Source organism: Taurinivorans muris, assembly GCF_025232395.1.
GTDB lineage: Bacteria > Desulfobacterota > Desulfovibrionia > Desulfovibrionales > Desulfovibrionaceae > Taurinivorans > Taurinivorans muris.
The window spans coordinates 1,994,290-2,016,070 of the sequence record NZ_CP065938.1; the positions used below are offsets into that span (position 1 = coordinate 1,994,290).

24 protein-coding genes are annotated in these 21,781 nt (G+C 45.4%); 12 read left to right on the plus strand and 12 right to left on the minus strand.

The features are described 5' to 3' along the window. The first annotated feature begins 4 nt into the window (after positions 1-4). The 8 genes from rfbA to JBF11_RS09285 all read left to right on the plus strand — a co-directional run bounded on the left by rfbA (position 5) and on the right by JBF11_RS09285 (position 6,875). On the plus strand, positions 5-886 hold the full coding sequence (rfbA, locus tag JBF11_RS09250) for a glucose-1-phosphate thymidylyltransferase RfbA (protein WP_334315192.1): 882 nt from the start codon (positions 5-7) through the stop codon (positions 884-886). Between the two features lie 9 nt (positions 887-895). After that, the gene (gene rfbC, locus JBF11_RS09255) at positions 896-1,441 is read left to right on the plus strand and encodes a dTDP-4-dehydrorhamnose 3,5-epimerase (protein ID WP_334315193.1); all 546 of its coding nucleotides are present in this window, start codon (positions 896-898) and stop codon (positions 1,439-1,441) included. 1 nt (position 1,442) lies between these two features. After that, on the plus strand, positions 1,443-2,423 hold the full coding sequence (gene bioB / locus JBF11_RS09260; RefSeq protein ID WP_334315194.1) for a biotin synthase BioB: 981 nt from the start codon (positions 1,443-1,445) through the stop codon (positions 2,421-2,423). 3 nt (positions 2,424-2,426) lie between these two features. Next, positions 2,427-3,215 (plus strand): TlyA family RNA methyltransferase, encoded by a 789-nt coding sequence (locus tag JBF11_RS09265; RefSeq protein WP_334315195.1) that lies wholly within the window; start codon positions 2,427-2,429, stop codon positions 3,213-3,215. 6 nt (positions 3,216-3,221) lie between these two features. After that, entirely contained in the window at positions 3,222-4,316 is a 1,095-nt protein-coding gene (locus JBF11_RS09270) for a glycosyltransferase family 9 protein (RefSeq protein WP_334315196.1), read from the plus strand. A 98-nt stretch (positions 4,317-4,414) separates the two neighbouring features. After that, on the plus strand, positions 4,415-5,695 hold the full coding sequence (locus JBF11_RS09275; protein WP_334315197.1) for an adenylosuccinate synthase: 1,281 nt from the start codon (positions 4,415-4,417) through the stop codon (positions 5,693-5,695). 45 nt (positions 5,696-5,740) lie between these two features. Next, positions 5,741-6,673 (plus strand): hypothetical protein, encoded by a 933-nt coding sequence (locus JBF11_RS09280; RefSeq protein ID WP_334315198.1) that lies wholly within the window; start codon positions 5,741-5,743, stop codon positions 6,671-6,673. A 1-nt stretch (position 6,674) separates the two neighbouring features. Then, entirely contained in the window at positions 6,675-6,875 is a 201-nt protein-coding gene (locus tag JBF11_RS09285) for a 4Fe-4S binding protein (RefSeq protein WP_334315199.1), read from the plus strand. Between the two features lie 32 nt (positions 6,876-6,907). On the opposite strand, the gene JBF11_RS09290 is transcribed toward JBF11_RS09285, so the two are convergent. Genes JBF11_RS09290 through JBF11_RS09300 form a run of 3 tightly spaced genes read right to left on the minus strand, consistent with a single transcriptional unit; the run spans position 6,908 to position 8,860 of the window. Beyond that, the gene (locus tag JBF11_RS09290) at positions 6,908-7,672 is read right to left on the minus strand and encodes a ComF family protein (protein ID WP_334315200.1); all 765 of its coding nucleotides are present in this window, start codon (positions 7,670-7,672) and stop codon (positions 6,908-6,910) included. After that, positions 7,666-8,214 (minus strand): flavodoxin family protein, encoded by a 549-nt coding sequence (locus tag JBF11_RS09295; protein WP_334315201.1) that lies wholly within the window; start codon positions 8,212-8,214, stop codon positions 7,666-7,668. Before JBF11_RS09295 ends, JBF11_RS09290 begins: the two co-directional genes overlap by 7 nt. Before the next feature lie 28 nt (positions 8,215-8,242). Then, positions 8,243-8,860, minus strand: a complete 618-nt coding sequence (locus JBF11_RS09300) for an MBL fold metallo-hydrolase (RefSeq protein ID WP_334315202.1) — start codon at positions 8,858-8,860, stop codon at positions 8,243-8,245. Positions 8,861-9,080: 220 nt separating this feature from the next. Here JBF11_RS09300 and JBF11_RS09305 point away from each other — a divergent pair, with 220 nt between their 5' ends. From JBF11_RS09305 to JBF11_RS09320, 4 genes are all read left to right on the plus strand, one after another. Beyond that, on the plus strand, positions 9,081-9,464 hold the full coding sequence (locus JBF11_RS09305; protein ID WP_334315203.1) for a hypothetical protein: 384 nt from the start codon (positions 9,081-9,083) through the stop codon (positions 9,462-9,464). 96 nt (positions 9,465-9,560) lie between these two features. Then, positions 9,561-12,464, plus strand: a complete 2,904-nt coding sequence (locus tag JBF11_RS09310; RefSeq protein WP_334315204.1) for an insulinase family protein — start codon at positions 9,561-9,563, stop codon at positions 12,462-12,464. Positions 12,465-12,515: 51 nt separating this feature from the next. Further along, positions 12,516-15,011 carry a 2-oxoacid:acceptor oxidoreductase family protein gene (locus JBF11_RS09315; protein ID WP_334315205.1) on the plus strand — a complete coding sequence of 832 codons (2,496 nt, stop codon included), beginning with the start codon at positions 12,516-12,518 and terminating at the stop codon, positions 15,009-15,011. A 24-nt stretch (positions 15,012-15,035) separates the two neighbouring features. Then, entirely contained in the window at positions 15,036-15,485 is a 450-nt protein-coding gene (locus JBF11_RS09320; RefSeq protein WP_334315206.1) for a GNAT family N-acetyltransferase, read from the plus strand. A 36-nt stretch (positions 15,486-15,521) separates the two neighbouring features. Here JBF11_RS09320 and JBF11_RS09325 read toward each other — a convergent pair whose 3' ends face one another. From JBF11_RS09325 to JBF11_RS09365, 9 genes are read right to left on the minus strand one after another with little or no spacing between them, the layout of a single operon-like run. Further along, positions 15,522-15,980, minus strand: coding sequence for a CPBP family intramembrane glutamic endopeptidase (locus tag JBF11_RS09325; RefSeq protein WP_334315207.1), 459 nt, complete (start codon positions 15,978-15,980; stop codon positions 15,522-15,524). Continuing rightward, positions 15,971-16,921, minus strand: coding sequence for a tetratricopeptide repeat protein (locus JBF11_RS09330; RefSeq protein WP_334315208.1), 951 nt, complete (start codon positions 16,919-16,921; stop codon positions 15,971-15,973). Before JBF11_RS09330 ends, JBF11_RS09325 begins: the two co-directional genes overlap by 10 nt. Then, a complete protein-coding gene (locus tag JBF11_RS09335; RefSeq protein WP_334315209.1) occupies positions 16,918-17,406 on the minus strand; it encodes a pilus assembly FimT family protein in 489 nt (162 codons plus the stop codon). The genes JBF11_RS09330 and JBF11_RS09335 overlap by 4 nt, the downstream gene beginning before the upstream one ends. After that, entirely contained in the window at positions 17,403-17,843 is a 441-nt protein-coding gene (gene gspG / locus JBF11_RS09340) for a type II secretion system major pseudopilin GspG (RefSeq protein WP_334315210.1), read from the minus strand. Before gspG ends, JBF11_RS09335 begins: the two co-directional genes overlap by 4 nt. Positions 17,844-17,855: 12 nt before the next feature. Then, complete coding sequence (locus tag JBF11_RS09345) at positions 17,856-18,869, minus strand: hypothetical protein (RefSeq protein WP_334315211.1); 1,014 nt, start codon at positions 18,867-18,869, stop codon at positions 17,856-17,858. Next, complete coding sequence (locus JBF11_RS09350) at positions 18,866-19,534, minus strand: prepilin-type N-terminal cleavage/methylation domain-containing protein (RefSeq protein WP_334315212.1); 669 nt, start codon at positions 19,532-19,534, stop codon at positions 18,866-18,868. The genes JBF11_RS09345 and JBF11_RS09350 overlap by 4 nt, the downstream gene beginning before the upstream one ends. Beyond that, positions 19,531-19,881: a PulJ/GspJ family protein gene (locus tag JBF11_RS09355; protein WP_334315213.1), complete on the minus strand. Its 351-nt coding sequence runs from the start codon at positions 19,879-19,881 to the stop codon at positions 19,531-19,533. Before JBF11_RS09355 ends, JBF11_RS09350 begins: the two co-directional genes overlap by 4 nt. Continuing rightward, positions 19,874-20,317 carry a hypothetical protein gene (locus tag JBF11_RS09360; protein ID WP_334315214.1) on the minus strand — a complete coding sequence of 148 codons (444 nt, stop codon included), beginning with the start codon at positions 20,315-20,317 and terminating at the stop codon, positions 19,874-19,876. Before JBF11_RS09360 ends, JBF11_RS09355 begins: the two co-directional genes overlap by 8 nt. Further along, complete coding sequence (locus JBF11_RS09365) at positions 20,314-21,762, minus strand: PilN domain-containing protein (protein ID WP_334315215.1); 1,449 nt, start codon at positions 21,760-21,762, stop codon at positions 20,314-20,316. The genes JBF11_RS09360 and JBF11_RS09365 overlap by 4 nt, the downstream gene beginning before the upstream one ends. Between the last annotated feature and the right edge of the window lie 19 nt (positions 21,763-21,781).

The following is a 21,781-nucleotide window of genomic DNA, read 5'->3' on the forward strand; positions in this document are numbered from 1 at the left end:
GAACATGAAAGAATGGATAGGCATCATTTTAGCAGGCGGTTCCGGAACAAGGCTGTATCCCATGACGAAAAGCGTAAGCAAACAGCTCATGCCGATTTACGACAAGCCTATGGTTTATTATCCGTTATCTGTGCTCATGCAGGTAAAAATCCGTGAAATCGTCATTATTTCAACTCCTGAACATTTGCCGCTTTATCAGGCTCTGCTTGGTGACGGTAAGGATTACGGCTGTATTTTCCATTATGTGGTTCAGGAAAAACCCGAAGGGCTTGCGCAGGCTTTTTTGCTCACGGAGCGGTATATCAAAGGAAAAAATACCTGCCTTATTTTGGGGGATAACGTTTTCTTCGGCACAGGACTTATCGCCAGGGCGGGCAATGCCAAGAAAAAAGACTGCGGGGCAACGGTTTTCGGATATCACGTGAACGACCCGGAACGATATGGGGTTGTTGAATTCGATAAAAACCACAAAGTCATCAGCATTGAAGAAAAGCCCCGAAAACCGAAATCGAATTACGCCGTTACGGGTTTGTATTTTTATGATGAAGAAGTGCTTGACATTGCAAAATCCATTAAGCCTTCCGCCCGCGGTGAACTGGAAATCACGGATGTGAATAAACGGTATTTGGAAAAGCAAAAGTTGAATGTCGAGCTTCTCGGACGCGGAATTGCGTGGCTTGATACGGGAACGCACGAATCATTGCTTGAGGCGAGTTCTTTCGTCCATGCAGTGGAAAAGCGCCAAGGCTTGAAAATCGCCTGTATTGAAGAAATCGCATGGAGAAACGGCTATATTACGGGTGAAGATGTTTTGCGTCTTGCCAAACCAATGGAAAAAAATGATTACGGGCAATATTTAATCCAACTGATAAAGGGCAGCGAATAGAGGTTGAGAATGGAATTTGAGCAAAGTCCTATCCAAGGCGTCATTCTTATAAAACCAAAAGTTTTTGGCGATAATCGGGGGCTTTTTGTCGAAACATGGCAAAAAGAACGTTATGAGGAAATCGGTATAACATATCCTTTTGTGCAGGATAATCATTCGCGTTCCGTATACGGGGTGTTGCGGGGGCTGCATTATCAGAGGGAACATGCGCAGGGCAAACTGGTTTCCGTTTCCTTAGGTTCCGTGTATGATGTGGCTGTCGATATCCGCCCGGACTCGCCTACTTTCGGCAAGTGGTACGGGGTGGAGCTTTCTGCGGAAAATCAATGGCAGCTTTGGATTGAACCGGGGCTCGCCCATGGCTTCGCCGTGACAAGCGAAACGGCCCATTTCCATTATAAATGCACGGATTATTATTTTCCGCAATACGAGGCGGGCATCCATTTCGCCGATCCTGATCTGGCTATCGACTGGAAGATATCATCTCCTGTTTTGTCTGAAAAGGATAAGGTTGCCCCTTCTTTTAAACAGTTTTGCCGGGCATTGGACTTGTAAAATGCATGCTTCCGTTTTATCCTGCTGGGCTGTTGACGGGCTGACGCAAAAGGTCTTGGCGGGAAATTGCTTATCGAAGCGGGAAATACTTTCCCTCGCCCGTGCGGATTGCGGATATTTGGCGAAACAGGCGAATGCGGTCCGCCGTTTTTTCTGTGGTGACAGGGTTGATATTTGCTGCATTGTCAATGCGAAAAGCGGGCGCTGTTCAGAGGACTGCAAGTTTTGCGCACAGTCTTCTTTTTATCAGACCGGCGCTGAAGAATATGCGTTGCTGCCGGAAGATGTTCTCGTTGAAAATGCTAAAAAAGCGGAACAAGCGAAAATCGGAAGATATTCCCTTGTCTGTTCCGGAAGAAGCCCCGGCGGAGCGGATTTGCAGAAGCTTGCCTCTTGTTTGAAGCGGATAAAAGAAACGGCGAAGGTTTCTTGCTGCGCTTCCCTCGGCTTGCTGGATAAGGATGCCTATTTGCTGCTGAAACAGCATGGGCTTGAGCGGGTGCATAATAACTTGGAAAGTTCGGAAACGTTTTTCGCCAAGGTCTGCACGACGCATGGTTTTGCCGATAAGCTAAGGACGATACGCCTTGCCAAGGAATGCGGTTTGGAAGTGTGCAGCGGCGGCATTTGGGGGCTTGGAGAAAGCTTGGAGGACAGAATCGACATGGCTTTTTCCCTTTCGGGATTGGGAATTTCTTCTGTTCCTGTCAATATTTTATTTCCTGTCCAAGGAACGCCCTTTGAGCGGAACGAGCCGTTAAGCTATGATGAGATTGTTCTTTCCCTCGCCCTGTACCGTTTTATTCTGCCCAAAGCGTATTTGCGGCTTGCAGGCGGCAGGAAACTGCTGCCGGATAAGGGCAGGCGTTGTTTCGAAAGCGGTGCGAACGCCCTCATTACCGGTGATATGCTGACCACGCAGGGCATTGGCGCGGAAGAAGACAAAACCATGCTTAAATCGCTCGGCTTTTTGGTGGAGTAAGAAATGGCAAAAAAAATGCGCGCCGATCAGCTTGTTTTTGAGCAGGGTTTGGCGGAAAGCAGGGAGCAAGCAAAACGCCTCATCATGGCGGGACAGGTTGTCATCGATCCGCAGAGGGAATTGCCGGAAGGGGTGAAGCCGGAGCCGGTTTTGAAGGCGGGGCAAAATTATCCTGCCGATACGGTTTTCATGCTTTTGGGCAGAGAGCGCTTTGTCAGCCGCGGAGGCTATAAGCTTTTGACGGCGATAGAATATTTCCGGCTTGATGTGACGGACTGCATTTGTCTTGACGCGGGCGCGTCCACCGGGGGATTTACGGATTGTTTGCTGCAGCACGGGGCGAAAAAGGTTTATGCCGTGGATGTGGGGCATGCGCAGCTTCATGAAAAAATGCAAAGACACCCGCAGGTTGTCAATATGGAAGGCGTGAACCTCCGCTATGCCGATGAGGATTTGCTGCCTGAAAAAGTGGATGTCATGGTTTCCGACGTTTCCTTTATTTCGCTGACATTGATTATTCCGCCTTGTTTAAAAAGCGTAAAAGAGAACGGGCTTGTCGTTTGCCTTATCAAACCTCAATTCGAGGTCGGGGCTCATCAGACGGATAAAGGGGTTGTGCGCGATGAGGCGGTCCGGCAGGAGGCTGTCAGTAAGGTTCTGACCTTTTGCGAAAATTTGGGGCTGGAATGTTTGGGCGTTACGCCCGCCATGATCAAAGGTCCCAAGGGTAACCAGGAATATGTGGCTTGCTGGCGGAAGAAGGTCCAAAACCGAACGCTTGAAAGATATTGATTGCTTATGCAGAACATAACAGACATTCCGAAAAACATATTGATAATCCAGCAAAGGCAGCTTGGCGACGTGGTTGTGACAAGTCCGGTTTTTGAAGCTGTGAAAAAAGCTTTCCCCCATGCGAAACTGACTTTGCTTACGGAAAAAAAATGCGTTCCTCTTGTTGAAAAAGACATATATCTTGATGAAATCATTCCGTTTCCAAAAAATGAAAATATTTTTTCGCAAATAAAATTTTATTGGAATTTGCACAGGAAAAATTTCGATGTCGTGGCGGATATGCAGCAGCTGCCGCGCTGCCAAATGGCTGTTTTGTGCTCAGGGGCGAAATACCGCTTATCGTTCGCTCCCCGTCATGCGTATAAGAAAATGCTGTATACGCATTGCTTTGTTCCGGAAAACACGGAGCATGATTATACTTCCTATTCGAAAATCCGTATCCTTTCACCTTTAGGCATTGAACCGACAGAGCAAAAACCCCGGCTTTACCTGACGGAAGAGGAAAGAAGAAAAGCGCGGGAAATTTTAGCTTCCTTGCATATTGAAGAAAACACTCCGTTTATCACGCTTGACGCAACCCATAAGCATCCCAAGCGGCGCTGGAAATATTACGGGGAATTGGTGCGTAGAATTTTAGCCGATTATCCGCAATTTGTTTTTTTTGTTATCCGCGCCCCCAATGAAGATGAGCAGGTCAGGCATTTACTGGACATTGCCCCCGAGCGCGTGCGTATGCCGGCAAATCCGTTGACTTTACGGGAAACAATGGCTTGCATGTCTTTCGCTTCTTTTCATATCGGCAATACTTCGGCGCCGGAGCACATGGCATTGGCTCTCAATATTCCCGCTTTGGTCATTTTGTCCGAAACAGCTTCTTTTTGGCATTTCGCCCCGAAAAATCCTCTGAAAGGCACGGCGAAACAGATGGAAGTCCGTTTATCCGAAGAAGAATACCAATGGTATTTGAAAAATTTACGGGAATTTCAGAAAGGGAACAAGCCTGATTTTGTGCCGGAAGAATATCCGCTTATCAACTGCATTTCCGTTGAAAAGGCTATGGAAAAATTTAAGTTCTTGCTAAGCGGTCCATTTTATGAATGAATTTTAATAATTCTTTTTGTTGACCTGTAAAAAAAAGCGACGTATATCAAAAACCTTGTGAAAACAAAAATAATTCCTATGCTTTGGCGAGGTAAATTATGGCGAATATGACAGTTTTTGGCGCTCAATGGGGTGATGAAGGAAAAGGAAAAATCGTTGACCTTCTAGGTTCCGAAGTTGCCTGCGTTGTTCGGTATCAAGGCGGAAACAATGCGGGGCATACCGTTATCGTAAATGGTGAAAAGCATGTTTTGCACGTTATTCCTTCCGGTATTTTACACGAAGGAACACTTTGCATCATCGGCAACGGCGTTGTGCTTGATCCTTTTGTTTTTCTTGAAGAACTTGCCAGCCTTAAAGCCAAACATATCGATACTTCTCCAAAACGTCTTTTCGTAAGCCCCAAGACCCAGCTTATCATGCCGTACCATAAAACGCTTGACGCCGCGCGGGAATCCATGAAAAGCGCCAACGGCAAAATCGGTACGACAGGACGGGGCATCGGACCTTGTTATGAAGACAAGATGGCGCGTATCGGAGTGCGTGCGGGTGATTTGAAAGACAAGGAGCTGGTCCGCCGCAAAATCGAAACGGCGCTTATTGAAAAAAACGCCCTTTTTAAAAATTTATATCATATTGAAGAAATGGATACGGACAAGGTTTATCAGGAAGTTATGGCGATAGCTGAAGAACTTGTTCCTTATATCCAGGATACGACAGCCATTTTCCATGAATTGCAGAAACAGGGTAAATCCTGTTTGTTCGAGGGCGCACAAGGCGTCATGCTCGATATAGACCATGGCACTTATCCTTTCGTCACCTCTTCCAATACGGTTTGCAGTAATGCAAGCGTGGGCGCAGGCGTTCCCGCCGAATATATAAAAGAACATATCGCCATTGTGAAAGCGTACACCACGCGTGTCGGCACAGGACCGTTTCCGACGGAACTTTTTGATGAAACCGGCAGGTATTTGCAGCAAAAAGGCGGGGAATTCGGGGCGACGACAGGCAGAACCCGCCGCTGCGGCTGGTTTGATGCCTGCGTGCTTCGCGAATGTTACAGAATTTGCAAGCCGACAACTTTTGCTTTGACCAAATTGGATGTTCTTGGCGGGCTTGATGAAATTAAAATTTGCGTCGGCTATGTGCTCAACGGTGAAAAATTGGAAACGCCGCCAAGTTCCGCGTTCGAGTATGCCAACGTCGAACCTGTTTATGAAAGCATGGCGGGTTGGAAAGAGGATATTTCCTCTTGTCTGACATTTGAGGACTTACCTGAAAATGCAAAAAAATATGTGGCGCGTTTAGAGGAACTTATCGGGGTGAAAGCGGGCTTTGTTTCCGTTGGTCCCGACAGAAATCAAACCATCCGCCGCTAGAAAAATAAAAAATCCGTCAACTATGCCGGATTTTTTTGATACGATATGGCAGAAAAAAAGAACAGTGCTGATGAGCAAATGCCCGATAAGGATGAGGCGATTAAAATTTTTGAGCCTGCCTTATCGCCTTTGTTTGATACATTCAGAGAAAAAATCAACCGCTTGCGGCAAAATCCTCCGCAGCTGCTGCATATTGAAGGGGGCAGCGCGGAACTTCGCACGGCTTTTGCGTATCATTATGCGGGGCTCTTTTTTTGTGAAAATCCGAAACGTCCTGAAAATAAAGGTGATTTTCTCGCAGACCCTTGCTTGCGCTGTTCGGAGTGCTATAAAGTCGCCGCCCGCATGCATCCTGATTTTATTGTTTTTGACAGTCGCGAAGGCAATATTGATGTGGACTCCATGCGGGATTTGAAGAAAATTTCCACGGAAGCTCCGCGATACGCCCGAAAGCGTCTTGTCCTGCTGCTTGAAACACAAAAACTGAGCGCGGTTTCAGGCAATGCCATATTGAAATTGCTGGAAGAGCCAAGTCCGCACAATCATTATGTTTTCACCATGTCGCAGCGGGAAATGGTTTTGCCGACTTTGCTCTCGCGCGGTTTCGTCATGACTTTGCCATGGAAAGATTCTATTCAGGAATTGACAGAAACGGAACGGGAATGGGAAGACATTCTTATTAAATTTTTTCAAAACGGTACAGGACTTTTGGATAAGACATCGGCGAAAGGCGCTGTCGACAGCGAGCTTGCAAAAACGATATGCGGCATTTTGCAGAAAAATTTCGCCCATGCCATGGCAGGCAGAAAAAATTATCTGCTCGCCTCGCTGTTTTGCTCCCTGTCTTTCAGCAAACTTTTCGAAGCGAACGAGCGCGTGGCTTTGTGCTATGAAATGCTCAATCTTATGGTCAATCCTACCTATTGCATAGAGGCGTTGCTGACGGAACTTTATGTGTTTATGAAAACCGCGGGTTAATATGAGTGATTTTGACAAAATTATCGTTATTGATGTGAACGAGTGCGTGCAGTGCGAGGGCTGTATTGCGGAATGCCCGCATGATGCGCTGGATATCGGGGCGGGAGGCTATCTTTTCTGCATTGAAAGTCTTTGCACCCGCTGCGGGGCTTGCATAGAAATCTGCCCTGTTTTGGCTATCAGCTTTGATGATGAAGATTAGTAAGGCTATGACGGGATAAAAACGCTTTTTGTTCAAGCTTTGGCAAGAACAAGAATATGGATATGCCCGATTCCGGATTTTTTCAGTTCCTTGCAGGCTTCTTCCAGTGTGCTGTTTGTTGTTGCAATATCATCAAACAAAAAAATTTCTTTGAGCGCATGCTTGGAAACGGAGAAAGAATTTTTAATGTTCTTCTGCCTTTCTTTTTTGTTCAGGGAATGCTGCGGAACGGTATGGAATTTCTTTTGTAAGAGATTTGTATGGATATGAACGGTTTTGTCCGTATGTTTCTCAATACGGCGGGCAAAAAACTTCAATATTTCAAGACACTGGTTATAGCCCCTTTGCATAAGCCGTTTATTGTGCAGCGGCATGGGAACGATATTGATTTTCCGTATGTCCTGATTGCGGTTCAGAAAATGAAGCGCCAAAAGTTCCCCCAAGAATTTCATGCACGCCCTGTTTTGGCTGAATTTGGCGCTGAGGATAAATTCACGCAATATTCCTTCGTATTTATTGAAAAAAGAAAAATCATCCCAAAGGGCGGGCTTTTCCCGGCAATGCCCGCAGCGGGAAACGCTTTGACCGGGATCGGGAAGAATTTCCCCGCAGTGCCGGCAAAAGCCTGTGCGCAGTTCTTTCAGTTTATTTGCGCATTCCGGGCATAGGTTGTTTGCAATGTGATTTTCGAGAGGGTCGGCGGATTTTTTCGGAAAAAAGGGACGTAAACAATACAGACAGCGTTTTTCCCGGAAAATATTCCAGTCAATTTTCATAAAATAACGGGATGTTAACATATGAAATCAAGGACTTGTTTTTGTTTATGGAAATTGCCGGCTAAATCGTCATGCTTGTCAAGTCCGTAAAGGCAGAGGCTTTTTTCGAGTTTTGCCCCGATACTGTTCAGGGCGTAGCGTATGCTGAGTTTCGCGCCTTCAAAAAGTTTGTCGCCTTTTTCCCTTGCGCCCAAAAGAATGAGGTCCACGCATACGTTTCGGGCGGGTTTTTGTTCCTGCGCAAGGGCGAACCACGCTTGGGACCTGTCCAAAAACGCCTTGAATGTGGCAGGCACATGGTAAAAATAAATCGGAGCGATAAAAATCGCTTTTTCCGCTTGGAAAAGCTCCTGATAGAATTTATCGACCGTATCTTGTTCCTGAAGGCTGAATTTGCATAATCCCTTTTTGTTGTCGCAAAATCCGCAGGCAATGCACGTCTGCAAAAATTCTCTGCAAGGAAAGAAAATTCGGCTGTCCTGCACCGCATTTCGGATAAGCGAAGCGCAAAAGGCGGAATTGCCGTTCATTCTCGGACTGCAGGAAAAAATGACTGTACTCATGGCGGGTTTGATTTTCAGCAGGATATGTTCAGATACGCACAAAAGAGTTTTTTATCCGTTCATCGCCGATAGTGGTTTCCGGACCGTGCCCGCAATAAACGACGGTGTTTTCAGGCAAGGTGTAGAGTTTTTCCCGTATGCTTTTCGCAAGCAGTTCAAAATCTCCCATGGGCAGGTCGGAGCGCCCGATACTGCGGTAAAAAAGCACGTCGCCGGTAAAAACGATATTCTCGTCTTTGATATAATATGCCAAAGATCCGGGGCTGTGTCCCGGAACATGGCGGACATCAACTTCAATGGAGCCGAATTTATGGATACCCTCGGCAAGGGGCACGGGGTGAAATTCATCAACCTTCGGCAAACCGTAACGGACGGCGGAGGAAATCAAAACATCGCTTATTTCGATATCTTCTTTTCCCGCCATGATGGGCGTATCCATGAAACTTTCCAGTTCCGCACAGCCGTAAACATGGTCGAAGTGCAGGTGCGTAAGCAGAATGCCTTGTATTTTCAGTTTTTTGTTTTTTATTTCCGTAAGGATATCGACCATATGTCCGCTCGGGTCGATGATAAGGGCGTCTGTTCCGTTTTGATAGAGGTGGCAGTTGGTTTCCAACGGTCCCAATGAAAAGGTTAAAACAGGCATAAAATTCTCCTTGGCAGCTTTTGCGCTGAAAGCTTGAAAGAAAAATTTAACAAAATTTTTTTCTTCTGTATAGGGTTTAAATATATAAAATTTTTAGGCGGAGCGGAGGAATTGCGAATTTTGCTCGGTTGACATTTAAAAGAAAGCTGTGTAAAAAATACCTTAGAAACGTGCTGGCGGAAAGCAAAAATGTTTTTTGTTTGGCGTATTCGGAGGCTTTATGGATTTAACAAATGGCAGCCCTATGGAACAAGTTTGTTTAAAGCTTGATAACGGCGGTGAAATGAATTTTAAAGGTCGTCTTTTTTCTGAGTCATCTTGGTATGATGAAGACGAAGCCTCTCTCACCACGCAAAAATTATACGTGACCGATAGCCATGAACAGGTTTATTCCGTTGTTTCCGGTGACGGAAAAACAAAGGAGCGCCGTGCGTACCGTATCAATATGCATGGTGATTCCTGCACCGTGAACAACGGCAGTACGGAAATGACCTTGCCTTTCGATATGCTTATGCTTGCAGTGCGTTCATTGTGCCGTTTGGAAGATGACGCGACGCCAAGTCTTGAAACTGTTGAAGAGACGCTGCGCGCCGCCAACTGCTAACTGAGCCGATTATTTTTTTGAAAGAAATTCACCTTATTTTATATGGCTCGCAAGAGCCATTTTTTTTTAAATTGAAAAATATGATTTGAGGAAAGTATGCATAAAGATTTTGCCTTATTGCGCGAAGAGCGTTTAACGGAACTTGGCGGAACTGCCAGACTTTGGCGGCATAAGAAGACCAGAGCCGAAGTTTTGAGCGTCGTCAACGCCGATGAAAACAAAAGTTTCGGGGTGGCTTTCAGAACTCCCCCGAAAAATTCGACGGGCGTCGCCCATATTTTGGAACATTCCGTGCTTTGCGGTTCTAAGAAATATCCTGTAAAGGAACCTTTCGTGGAGCTTTTGAAAAGCTCTTTGCAGACTTTTTTAAATGCCCTCACTTTTCCGGATAAGACGTGTTATCCGGTGGCGAGCACCAATTTGCAGGATTTTTATAATTTGATTGATGTGTATTTGGACGCTGTTTTTTATCCCCGCATTGATGAAAACGTGCTTTTGCAGGAGGGCTGGCATATCCATGCCGAGGATACGGATACCGTGAAATGGAATTTCAAAGGCGTTGTCTACAATGAAATGAAAGGGGTTTATTCTTCCCCTGATTCCGTGCTTGCGGAAGAAAGCCAGCATTCTGTTTTTCCGGATACCCTTTACAGTTTGGATTCCGGCGGCAATCCTCCTGAAATTTTAAATTTGACCTATGCGGAGTTTAAAGATTTCCATACACGCTATTATCATCCGAGCAACGCCCGTTTTTTCTTTTGGGGTGATGACCCGGAAGAGGCTCGTCTTGAAAAGCTTGCGGAACTTTTGAATGATTTCGATTACTTGGACATCAATTCAGCTGTTCCTTTGCAAAAACGCCTTGACTACGAGCGGAAGATTGAAACATTTTATGCCGCGGAAGAGGACGACGGAAATCCGCGCAGCGCCCATGTCACGGTAAATTGGCTTTTATGCGAGGGCAAGGACGCGGAAGAAATAATGGTGCTTGAAATGCTTGAGCATATTTTGACGGCGCTTGCAGGTTCTCCGCTTCGCAAAGCCCTGATGGATTCCGGACTTGGGGAAGATGTGACAGGCTGCGGTATGGAAACGGATTTGCGCCAAGCCTATTATTCCATCGGGCTCCGTTCTGTTTTGCCCGCGGACGGAGATAAAATCGAAATTCTGATTTTGGAAACCTTGGCGGATTTAGCCGAGCGGGGTATAAGCCAAAAAGCCATTGACAGCGCCGTTTCGGCAACAGAATTTATTTTGCGTGAAAACAATACGGGCAATTTCCCCCGCGGACTTTCCGCCATGTTTCAAAGCCTCAGCACTTGGCTTTACGGCGAAGACCCGTTTTTGCCTCTTGCATGGGAAAAGCCCCTTGCAAGCATAAAAAGCCGTTTGGCAAAAGGTGAAAAGGTTTTTGAAAACGCCATTAAAAAATGGTTTTTGGATAATCCCCACCGTTCTTTGGTTGTGCTTTTGCCCAATTCTTCCCTTGCAAAAGAACGGGAAGAAAAAGAGCGGGCACGCTTGGACAACATTGTCCGTTCATTAAATGATAAGGAAAAACAAGAGGTTGTCGCTCTTTCTTCCGCCTTGGTTCTTGCCCAGGCAAAGGAAGACAGCAAAGAAGCCCTTGCGACCATTCCGACCTTGGGTTTAAACGATATTCCCTTGCAGGGCAAAGAAAATCCTTTGGCTGTGAAGCAAAGCGGCGGTATTACCGTGCTGCGCCATGAAATCGATACCACCGGCATTTTATATGTGAAAATTTTATTTCCCCTCGACCATGTCCGTCAAGAAGATTTGCCGTTGCTTTCTCTTTATTGCCGGGCGCTTACGGAAATGGGTACGAAAAATTACGATTTTGTGGACTTGGGGCTTGAAATATCCGCCCGGACTGGCGGTCTTGATACGGGCGTTTCCGTACACAGCAGGGTTGATGAAGATGAACCGTTCATGCATCTGCGGATTTCCGCAAAAGTTGTCGAAGAAAAAATCGATACTCTTTATGCGCTGCTGGAAGAGATTTTGCTTCAAACCGATTTTTCCAATAAGGAACGGTTCGTGCAAATGGTCTGGGAGGACAAGGCGCGTTTTGAGCAGTCCATTGTTCCTGCCGGGCACAGCCTTTTGGCGTCCTATATCAATGGCATGTTTTCAAAGCTCGGGTATTTGAACGAAGAAATGAACGGTTTGCCTTATTGGGATTTTATCCGCCAATTGGCAGATACGGTACAGGATGATTTTGCAGACATCGAGGCTCGCCTGAACGCTTTGCATGCAAGCATTCTGAGCAAAGTTAAAACAGTGCTCAGCCTTACCGGTACGGAACAGCTCATCGCAAAAGGGGAAAGGCTTGCCGCTCTGTTGGAAGGCTTCGCCGATGTTTCCCGTCCCGTTCCTGACCGCAGTTACGCTTTCAAAAAACAAGCGGCGGGACTCCTTTTGCCTGCGCAAGTCAATTATGTGGGGCTTGGGGCGGATTTGAAAAAAAACGGTTATGTTTTTCATGGTTCTTCCCATGTGATCACCCGCTTTTTACGGATGGGCTATCTGTGGGACAGGGTGCGTGTGCAGGGCGGCGCCTACGGAGCGTTTGTACGGTATACGCGGAATGCGGGAACGCTGGCTTTTGTTTCCTACCGCGACCCCAATGTGGAAAGAACCCTTGCCGTATATAAAGATACCGCCAATTACCTGGGCAATCTGACCTTGAGCCGAGAAGAGCTGACAAAAGCCATTGTCGGGGCGATCGGCGACATTGATACGTATTTGCTGCCTTCGGCAAAAGGGAACGCGGCGCTTTGGGAATATATGACAGGGTATACGAAAGCGATGCGCGAGCAAGTACGGGCGGAAGTTTTAGGTACGATGCCCGCTGATTTCCATGATTTTGCGCCGTATTTGCAAAAGGCTCTCGACGGGGGCGTTGAAACGGCTTTGGGCGGCGGACAAGTGCAGGAATATGCCGCAAAAGCAAATTGGAACATCATTAAATTATTATGAGATAGTTACAAAGGGGCAGACAAACGCTCCTTTTCCATTCGGTGGGCTTATATGCGAAAACTTTGTGAAGAGCGGGAAAATACTCCCCATGTCGTACAGGGCAATATCGCTTTTGCCAGCGGCTGCGTGCGCGCGGGCATTGACGCCGTAGAGGGGTATCCCGGAACACCAAGCACGGAAGTGATAGATAAGGGCTTGGCAAAGGTTCAGGATAAAATACGGGTCGGCTGGGCTGTGAACGAAGCTGTGGCGGCGGGCATGGGCGTAGGCGCGAGCCTTGCGGGCAAAGACGCGGTTGTGACCATGAAAATACCGGGCGTATTTCAAGCGGGCGATGTGTTTACTTCTGCTTCAACGTACAGCGTCGGACGCGGGGGCTTGGTTTTTTATGTCGCGAGCGATTTTGCGCCCAATTCGACGCAGCATCTTGTTGACCCGCGATATTTGTATAAAAGCTGTTTTCTTCCTGTTTTTGAGCCGCGCAACCACCAGGAAATGCATGAAGCCGCTAAAATTGCCGTGGAAATTTCCCGTACGTTTAAAACGGCGGCGGTTGTGCATGCGAGCGGTTTGCTTTGCCACAGCGAAGGGCTGATACGCCTTATTCCTCAGGAAAAGCGGGAAGAAGCGCCAGTGGATGATTTCAGGGCGATGAATTCTTTGCCGAACAATGCCCGTAAGTCTTATGACCGGATTATGGACGAGCGCATGCCGCAGCTTGCCGATTTTGTGGAAAACAGCCCGCTGAACAAGGAATATGCTGGAACGGGCAAAAAGGGCGTTATCACGTATGGGTCCGGTTCTTTGTATATGGAAGAATACCGTGCTGTCGTGGATAGCGGGATTGATGTGCTTTCTTTGGCTTTTACCAATCCTTTGCCCATGGAGAAGATCAAAGCCTTTGTTTCCCGTATTCATGCCCGAGGCGGAAACGTGTACGTGCTTGAGGACGGATACAGGTTTGTGGAGGAACATTGCCGGATGGCGGGGCTTAACGTTATCGGCAAGCCTTTGTACAATAAAAATACGGAATGGAATTTCGCAGGCATTACAGAATTTTTAGGCGGCACGGTCGAAAACATTCAGCCTGATTTAATGCCTATGCCCCGTCCGCCCATGATTTGTGCGGGCTGTCCTTACCGTTTGACTGGTCTTCTGCTCAGCCGCATGCGCAGGCAGGGCAAGATAGAAGCGATTTTCGGCGATATTGGCTGCAACACCCTGCTTTATTTCATGGGGGCTTCTGATACGTGTCTTGCCATGGGGGCAAGCGAAAGCATGCGCGCTGGTTTTGTGAATGTCAAACCTGATTCGCAGGGAAAGGTCGTCAGTATTTTGGGTGACGGCACAGAGTGCCATTCAGGACTTGACGCCACGCGAAACAGCTTGTTCCGTCACATCGGCGGTTTGAAAATCATTCTTGACAACGAATGGATAGGCATGACTGGAGGACAGCCAAGCCCGACCTCCCCGGTCAATTTAGGGGGGCAGGCTTCGCCCTTTAAGCTTGAGCAGGCTTTGGAGGCGGAGGGAGCGGAAGTCATCGGCGCAAGCGCTTACGATTATAAAGAGTTGCAGGCAAAATTGAAAGAAGCGCTGGAAAAGGCGGAACAGGGCGACAGGCTTGTTGTTTTGGTTGTGAAAGGCACGTGCATACGCAAAGTGCCGGCAAGCGAAAAAAAGGCGCGTCCGGAGCTTGACCCTGCGAAATGCGTTTCTTGCGGGTCTTGTTTGATTTGTCCCGGAATTGCTTTTGACAGCAAGAAAAAACCTGATTGGAACAATCTGTGCACTTCCTGCGCGGGCGGTCGTGCCGCTTGTATGGAAATGTGCCCGCGCGGGGCGATAAGCCAAGCGGACAGAGAAATTTGCGTGCGGCGCCGCGGGCAGAATGAAGAGCTTTTTACTGCTCCCGATGAAATTTTTTGCAGTGAAGTGCAAAGGGAAAAGCTTCCTGAACGCTTAAGTCTTGCTATCCGAGGCGTTGGCGGACAAGGTAATTTATTCTTCGGCAAGGTGCTTGCGCAGCTTGCTTTTTTAGCCGGTTACGACAAAGAAAACATTGTCAAAGGCGAAACCCACGGCATGGCGCAAATGGGCGGTCCGGTAATCAGCACGTTTGCCTGCGGGCATGCTTATAGTCCGGAGCTTGCCCCTTGTTCTGCCGATTGCTTGATTGTTATGGAAAAAAGTGAAGTTTTACGTCCCGGTTTTCTTTCCATGCTGAAAAAAGGCGGCACGATACTGCTGGCGGAAACGAAAGTCTTGCCTCAGGGGCAGACAATGGATAAATATCCGGGCGACAGCGCCATTGCCGAAGTTTTAAAAGGTTTTCAGGTCCGTTCCGTCGATGTGCTGGCAAAGGCGCTCAGTCTCGGGGATAAGCAAGGCAAATGCGCAAATATCGTCATGCTTGGCGTTTTAAGTAAAACCGCACCTTTTTGTGAAATTCCGGAAAGTCTGTGGCTGAAAGCTTTGCAGGGATTAAGTCCGAAAGCGGAACTTTGGGAAAGAAACTATAAAGCTTTCATGCTCGGCAGAGAATAGTTCTTGAATACGGAAAGGACAAATATGCAGGCGATACGCTTGGCTGTGCAGGAAAATCGTGCCGAAGTCGAGGCTGTTGCCGAGGACGCTTACAGCCTCTATCTTGAGCGTATGGATAAAAAGCCTTTTCCCATGCTTGATGATTATGAAGTCCATATTTCCGGAAAGCATGTCCATGTGCTTGAAGAGCAAGGGCGGATTGTCGCTTATGTTGTGCTCATTCCGGAGGATGACAAAACGCTGCTGCTTGATAATATTGGCGTTCGCTCTTGTTTTCAAAAGAAAGGATATGGTAAAAAACTCACGCTGTTTGCCGAGCGGTGGGCGAAAGAGCGGGGCTATGGCAGAATAATCCTCTATACCGATGTCATTATGCATGAAAACCTTGCCTGGTATCCCGCTCTTGATTATACGCAAACGCATAGGGTTCGGGAAAAGGGCTATGACAGGGTTTATTTTGAAAAGAACGTATAATGCTTTAATGCGGCGATAGAGTAAGGTTATATTGAATTAAAAGTAAAAAAATGTGAAATTATACCAAAAATGCATTCCGATACAGACATAAGGATTTTTATATTTATCCCATAACATGCCGAAAATCATCGCGGGAAAGAAAACAAGCGCCGCCATGGCGGCAGGTTGCCGAAAGAGGTGGAAAAGAGCGAAAAATACGCTGGTCACAATGCAGGACACTGAAACGGAATATAATTTTTTGTTGTGCAGTAACGTATTCAGCTGCTCTTGAATAAGAACCCGCCATGTCAATTCTTCCATGAAGGCAATCCAAATGAGTTTCAATACGCTTGTCTTGTTTAGAGGATGAAAGAAATATCCTGTCCCTCCCAAAAGGAAAGCGAGGAGTATCGGAAACGATACATAGTTTTTCAGGTGTTTCGGAGGAATAAAAAAAGAATATGTTTCCAAAAACAATTCTATGAAAGTATTCCTCCAAATTTTTACTATTTCCATATTCCTCCGAGACATCTTCCCGCATCCTTATAAATTTCCAGACGTTCACAGCTTCCCAGAGAACAGGCTTTTTGCAGGTCTTCACAGCCTTCTTTGGTTTTTCTCAGCAAAAACCGGATGTCACCGCGATTGACATAGGCTTCCGCAAGTTCGGGCAAAAAGCTGATCGCACGGCTGTATTCCTTGTCCGCGTCGGCGTATTTGTTCTTGTCTTTCAATATGTTGCCTTTGTTGTAATAAAAATATCCGTCAACAGGATACAGGGCTATCGCCTTATCAATGCTTGCCAATGCGTCGTCAAAGCGGTTGTTTTTTTGCTGGGCGACGGCAAGAGCGTTCCAGGCATACGCATCGTCCGGCATTTGTGCTGTGTATTCCTGCAGTAATTTGATACTGTCGGCATACATGCCCATTTCATAAAATGCGATGGCTTCATTATATTTTATAATCGGCTCATCGGGATAATTCTGTGCGAAATCGAAAAGAATTTTCAATGCTTTTTCAGGCTGTTTTTCGTGAATCAATATTGTCGCATCGCCGATAACGGCTTCCATCAGCTGAGGGTCAAGCTCCAATGCCAGTTTGAATTTTTCTTTTGCCTCGGCAATTTGATTGTTCTCATAATATGCGATGCCTAAATTTGCCTGCAATGCGGCGGAATTGGGAACAAGGCTGACTGCTTCCTTGAAAACTTTGACGGCGTTTTCCGGTTGTTTGCATTGCAGGTAACTCATGCCGAGCCCGTTTAGGATAATAGGATTTTTTTGCAGATTGTCGGCTTCTGAAAAAATTTGGATGCTTTTTGAACATTCGTTGTTGTCATAGGCATTGAATGCCTTTGAGATGTCGAGCGGCGCCAGTCGTTCAGCATTGTTTGACTGCGCTGCGCAGCCGCATAACAATATGAGAAAAAAGAAAGAACAAAGTAAAATCCGTTTCATAAATACTCCTTATGGATTTTGTCGAAATCCATATCGTTATCAAAGGTGAGGGGTTCCCCTATCGTTGGCAGGTAGATGATTTTATAGTTGTTTTTGTTTTTCACTTTAATCAGGCATTCTTCCGACAATCCGATTTTGCTGACAGCAAGATTGAAAAAACCGTTCGTCAGCGCCTTATTATTGATTTCCGTTATTTCGGAACCATGGGAAAGCGTAAATTCTTTATATGTTTTCCCATGATTGGCAATAAGGATTTTTTGGGGATAAAAAACCAAATCAAGCTGCTCGCCATTAAAAATGGCTAAGCTTTTAGCCTCGGTTTTAGCATCGATTATTTCATTGACGCTATCCAAAATATTTTTGTCGAACGGCCATAAAAAATTAATGGATACGCTCATGAGAATGCTTATTAAAACCAAGCTTATCGTCAGCTCCAGGAGCGTAAAAGCATTGTCGGAGGAGTGATTGCCGTGCGTTTTCATCATTCTTTCGCAGTATCTTTTCCGTAAATGTCCTGGTCTTCGTTTTCTCCCCCTTCCTGTCCGTCGGCACCGAAGCTCATGATTTCAAAAGGGGTTCTTTCCCCGGGAACGATATAAACATAAGGATTTCCCCATGGGTCGTCCGGAAGCTTGCTGATATAGCCGTTCGCTGGATAATTTTTAGGTGTTTTTCCCATGGTCGGTTTTGTCACAAGGGCTTCCAAGCCTTGTTCCGTTGAGGGATAAAATCCGTTATCCAAATAGAATTTTTTCACTGCTGTCGATAAATTTTCGATTTGCATTTGTGCCTGCACAACTCTTGCCTTGTGGGGCTCATCCATGAACTGCGGGGTGATGATGGCGCCTAAGATGCTGAGAATTACCAAAACAATCATTAATTCAAGCAAAGTGAATCCGTCATTTTTTTTAGAGTGCAACATCGCATTATCTCCTTATTGAATGTTTTTATATTTCCATTTTATATAGTTATCATAAATCGTGCAGATTGATACCATGCTTATGTTATTATTGCCGGCTCCGACCCGGATGTGAAAACGGAAAACCCTGCTCGAGTGGGATACGATGCTTTGGGAGGGAACATTCTGTGCAAAGCTTTCAAAAATTTCCCTGTACCAGGCGGATTCATTTAAATTTTCTTTTGAAGTTCTTTTTAAAAGTATTTGCTGTAAAAAATCGCCGGCTTGATTTTGTCCGTCATAAAGGCTTCGGACGACAACCGGCTCTAAAAAAACGATATTCATGGGACCGCTGCTCCAAACGCTGACGATGTCGATTAATCCTTTGCCGTTGTCTGTTCCGTTTATGATATTATGTATCAATGTTTGATCGATAGTTTGCGGCCATGCTATCAAATTTAATTCTTGGGGATTTTCAAACGGTCTTTCGGGCGGAAAACACCGGACGGGAAGAGCGAGGTATTTTTTTAATTCCTCCGCATCAGGAGCGATCTGTCCTCCCCATATCAGCATGGAATTGAGCATTTCATCCGCCATTTCATATGCGTTTTCTTCTGTTCCGGCATAACCGTTTTGTTTCATAAGGTTCACCAGAATATTTTTAAGGATTTGCTGATGATATAAAGCTCTCTTGCGCGTATCGTCCGTTGACGAAAAAATATTGTTGATAGGGAAAAAAGAATTTTCATCGACAATTTGTATGGAAAAATCTTCGCTTTTAAAAGAATCCATGATTGCTTGCCAAATAAGCGTCAATTCTTCAAGCGTATGTTTTCGGGCGGCTGATGTTGCTGACAAATTGTTCCGCAAGAGTTTGACTGCGAGATTTTCGCCCGATTCCGCAAAAATTTTGCTTTGTATTGTTCTTTTGTTTAAATTTGCAAGGGCATGGTCGTACAATACGAATTGAGAAAGCCTGGACGCGATTGCCGCAAGCCCGGTAAGAATAATTAAAACTATAATCAGAACAGTCCCTTGATTGTTTTTCATCGGCTATCTCTTTCTTTTGCCGGAACCGGAACGATAAACGTGAAGTTTTTTCTGTCGGAATATGAAATGGTAAATTTAAACGCTTGGGGATAAAAATTCTTATCGGCTGTGGTTTTTTCGGACCAGTTTGAATAATATTGTTCGTTCCATAACGCTTGGATGTCTATTTCTTTGATGTTTTTGTCCAAAAGCAGCTCCGTCGTCCGAAAATCCGTATCGATACCGGCGAACGGACGTTCCCTGCGTATTAAAACATACGTGTTTTGCCGGGATTTTCGTAAATAATATTCCACGGCATATGCGGGAGGAAGCGCGTTTTTGGGTGCGCCGCCATGTATTTGGAACGTTGTCTGCAATGAAATGACCAATATGTCGGAACCGGAAGTGTTTTTTTCTGCGCCGGCGAATTGTTTGAACCGTGCGGAATGTTCCTGGGGAGTAAGAAACACAGGTATAGGTTTGTTGTGAACAATGGAAATATTTGCGAAATCATTATCCAATATTGTTGAAAACAAGCGTTCCTGCTCTTTTTGAAAAACAATTTTTTTGCTTTCAGTGCCGAACTGCATCACCATATCGTATGTTGAAAAAAGAACCATGCCTATGACCGAGGTCAGGCTCATGGCTATTAAGAGTTCTATCAGCGTAAATCCGTTATTGTTCATGGTAATATGTACTCCATGGTGACACTTTGACCGTTTTTGGAATTTTCATTTTTAAAATTGACTGAAAGTATTTTGAGCTGATATTGCCCGTCAATTGTTTTTATTTCGGATTTCCATGAAATTTTCGGATTTTCAGGAGCGAGCGTTCCCGATTGTTCATAATTCTTGGATTGGATGATATTGGTTAAAATTTCCCTTTCCTTATAAATGACGGCATCCTGCCAGAGATTAAACGCTATGCTTTCTTGCTGCCGTCCAATTTGCTGAACGGAAATGACGGCGACAATGCTGAGTATCGACAATGAAATCAATACTTCTAACAGGGTGAAAGCGCTGTTTTCATTCATAACGGATAATGCCCATGGACAATGAAAAAAAGTTGTCGTTATTTTTTTGCATTGATAATTGTTCGATTTGTATGTCAGGATACGCCTGCCATAGGTTCAGCCATGCGACGCATTGGTCCAGGTAAAGGTTCGAGAGGCGGATTTCCAATTTTTCACTGTAATTTTCAGTGCGGGGAGAAGGATTTACGGATTCTATTTGCTGTGCCATGTTTAATTGTTCCGATATTTCATTGAGGCGGTAAAACAGGGACGTTGACAGGGATTTCGCCTGCGGCTGTTCGGAAGGAATCTGCGCGATAAGGCTTTTCAGTTCGGCGTAATTGTTTTTCGTTGTTTGTAATTGGTGTTCGGCTTTGTTTATCTGCGTGTGAAGATATATGAAACAAAGAAGAAAGCCTGCCGCCGTCAGCATAAGCATATACTTGAGCTTGCTCATATGGTATCCTCCACATTGAAGGTGATTTCAAAATTGATGCTGAATTTGTTTTGACCTTTGATGATGGATGCGTTTGTGACTTTCACGTTTGAAATATCGGAATCCGCTTTCAACGCGTTTGTTATGTTATCCAGCTCTTCGTAATTTATGGTGCTTGCATTGATTGAAACAATATTTTTGTTCATATTGAAATTTGTCAGGATGATTTTTTCCTTATCCGGCAAACGTTCGCTTAGGCGGTCCAAAACGGCTAAAGGCGTATTTTGGGAATGCGCGGCTGATTCCGGAGCTATTCTGTTTAAAAGCACGCTTTTCAACTGCTTGAAATTGGAAAAAGAGGGGGCGTCCGGAACCGCTTTTTTATAACTGTTTTGAATTTCCGTTAAATAGCTCTCATTTTCATTTTTAAGAGCTGTCAGCTTGAGGCTGAGGGAGCTTAATCCCAAGACAAGACAAAACACAATAAGATAACAAGGAATGAAATTCGGGTTGAGCAGTTTTTCCAGCTGCGAGTTTTCATTTGTTTTTTCCGGTGAATTTGTTTTGTTTTTATGGGTGAAAAATAATGAAGCCGAGCCGAAAGACAGAAGGATATTATGGGCGACAATGTTTTCAGTGCTGTAAACCGCATGCTTGAACGGTGATTTTTTCTTAAAAAACGCGCATTTTTTCAATATATCCGAGAGGGCTTGCAATTTGGGAATTGCGATGTACGGAGCATAATTTATTTCTTTGTCGAGGTATTCTTTCAATTCCCGTTTGTTTTCGCTGATGATGACAAATTCCGCATGTTCCGCATGGGGCAAAATGAAGTTCATGGCGGCATTGAAATATTTGCCGTTTTGTTCATTTTTAAGCAGTTGAATATAATAGAGTTTTTTTATTTGATTTTTTTTACGGCAAATGGAAAAGAACGTTTCATCGTAAAGAGCCAGATAGTTTTTTTCTTCCGCATGGTTTTGTCCTAAGAGATAAGGGAAAGGCAAAAAGGTTATTTTGGTTTGCGCGGCGCCGTATCGGTCCGTCAATAAATACCATGATGTTAAAAAAGACGTTAGGCAAGAGAGCGTGTATGCTGTTGTTTCCGTATCGTTTTTTTCTTTTTTGCCGATGATTGCGGTATGGGTGAACAGGTTTGCCTGCGGCATTTCGACATCAAGCATTATGCCGATGGCTTTTTTTATTTTTGCGGGCGAGGAAAAAGGAAATTTCCATTCTTTGACGATGACGTTTTTAGGGTCGAGGCAAATATGCCATACGCTGTTTTTTATGGATTGCGGGCAGCTGCTTTTCAGGTCGTCAGCAATTGCGGCTGTCAGCTCTTCGGGATTTGTTTTGGCGTATTTTTTTTCAGCAAGCAAAAAGGGCAGGAAAAAGTTTTTTTTCCAGACGGAAACATGCCAATGCGCTGATTTTTCAATAAGGACGATATAGAGCTTATTCATAACATATCCAGTTAAATCC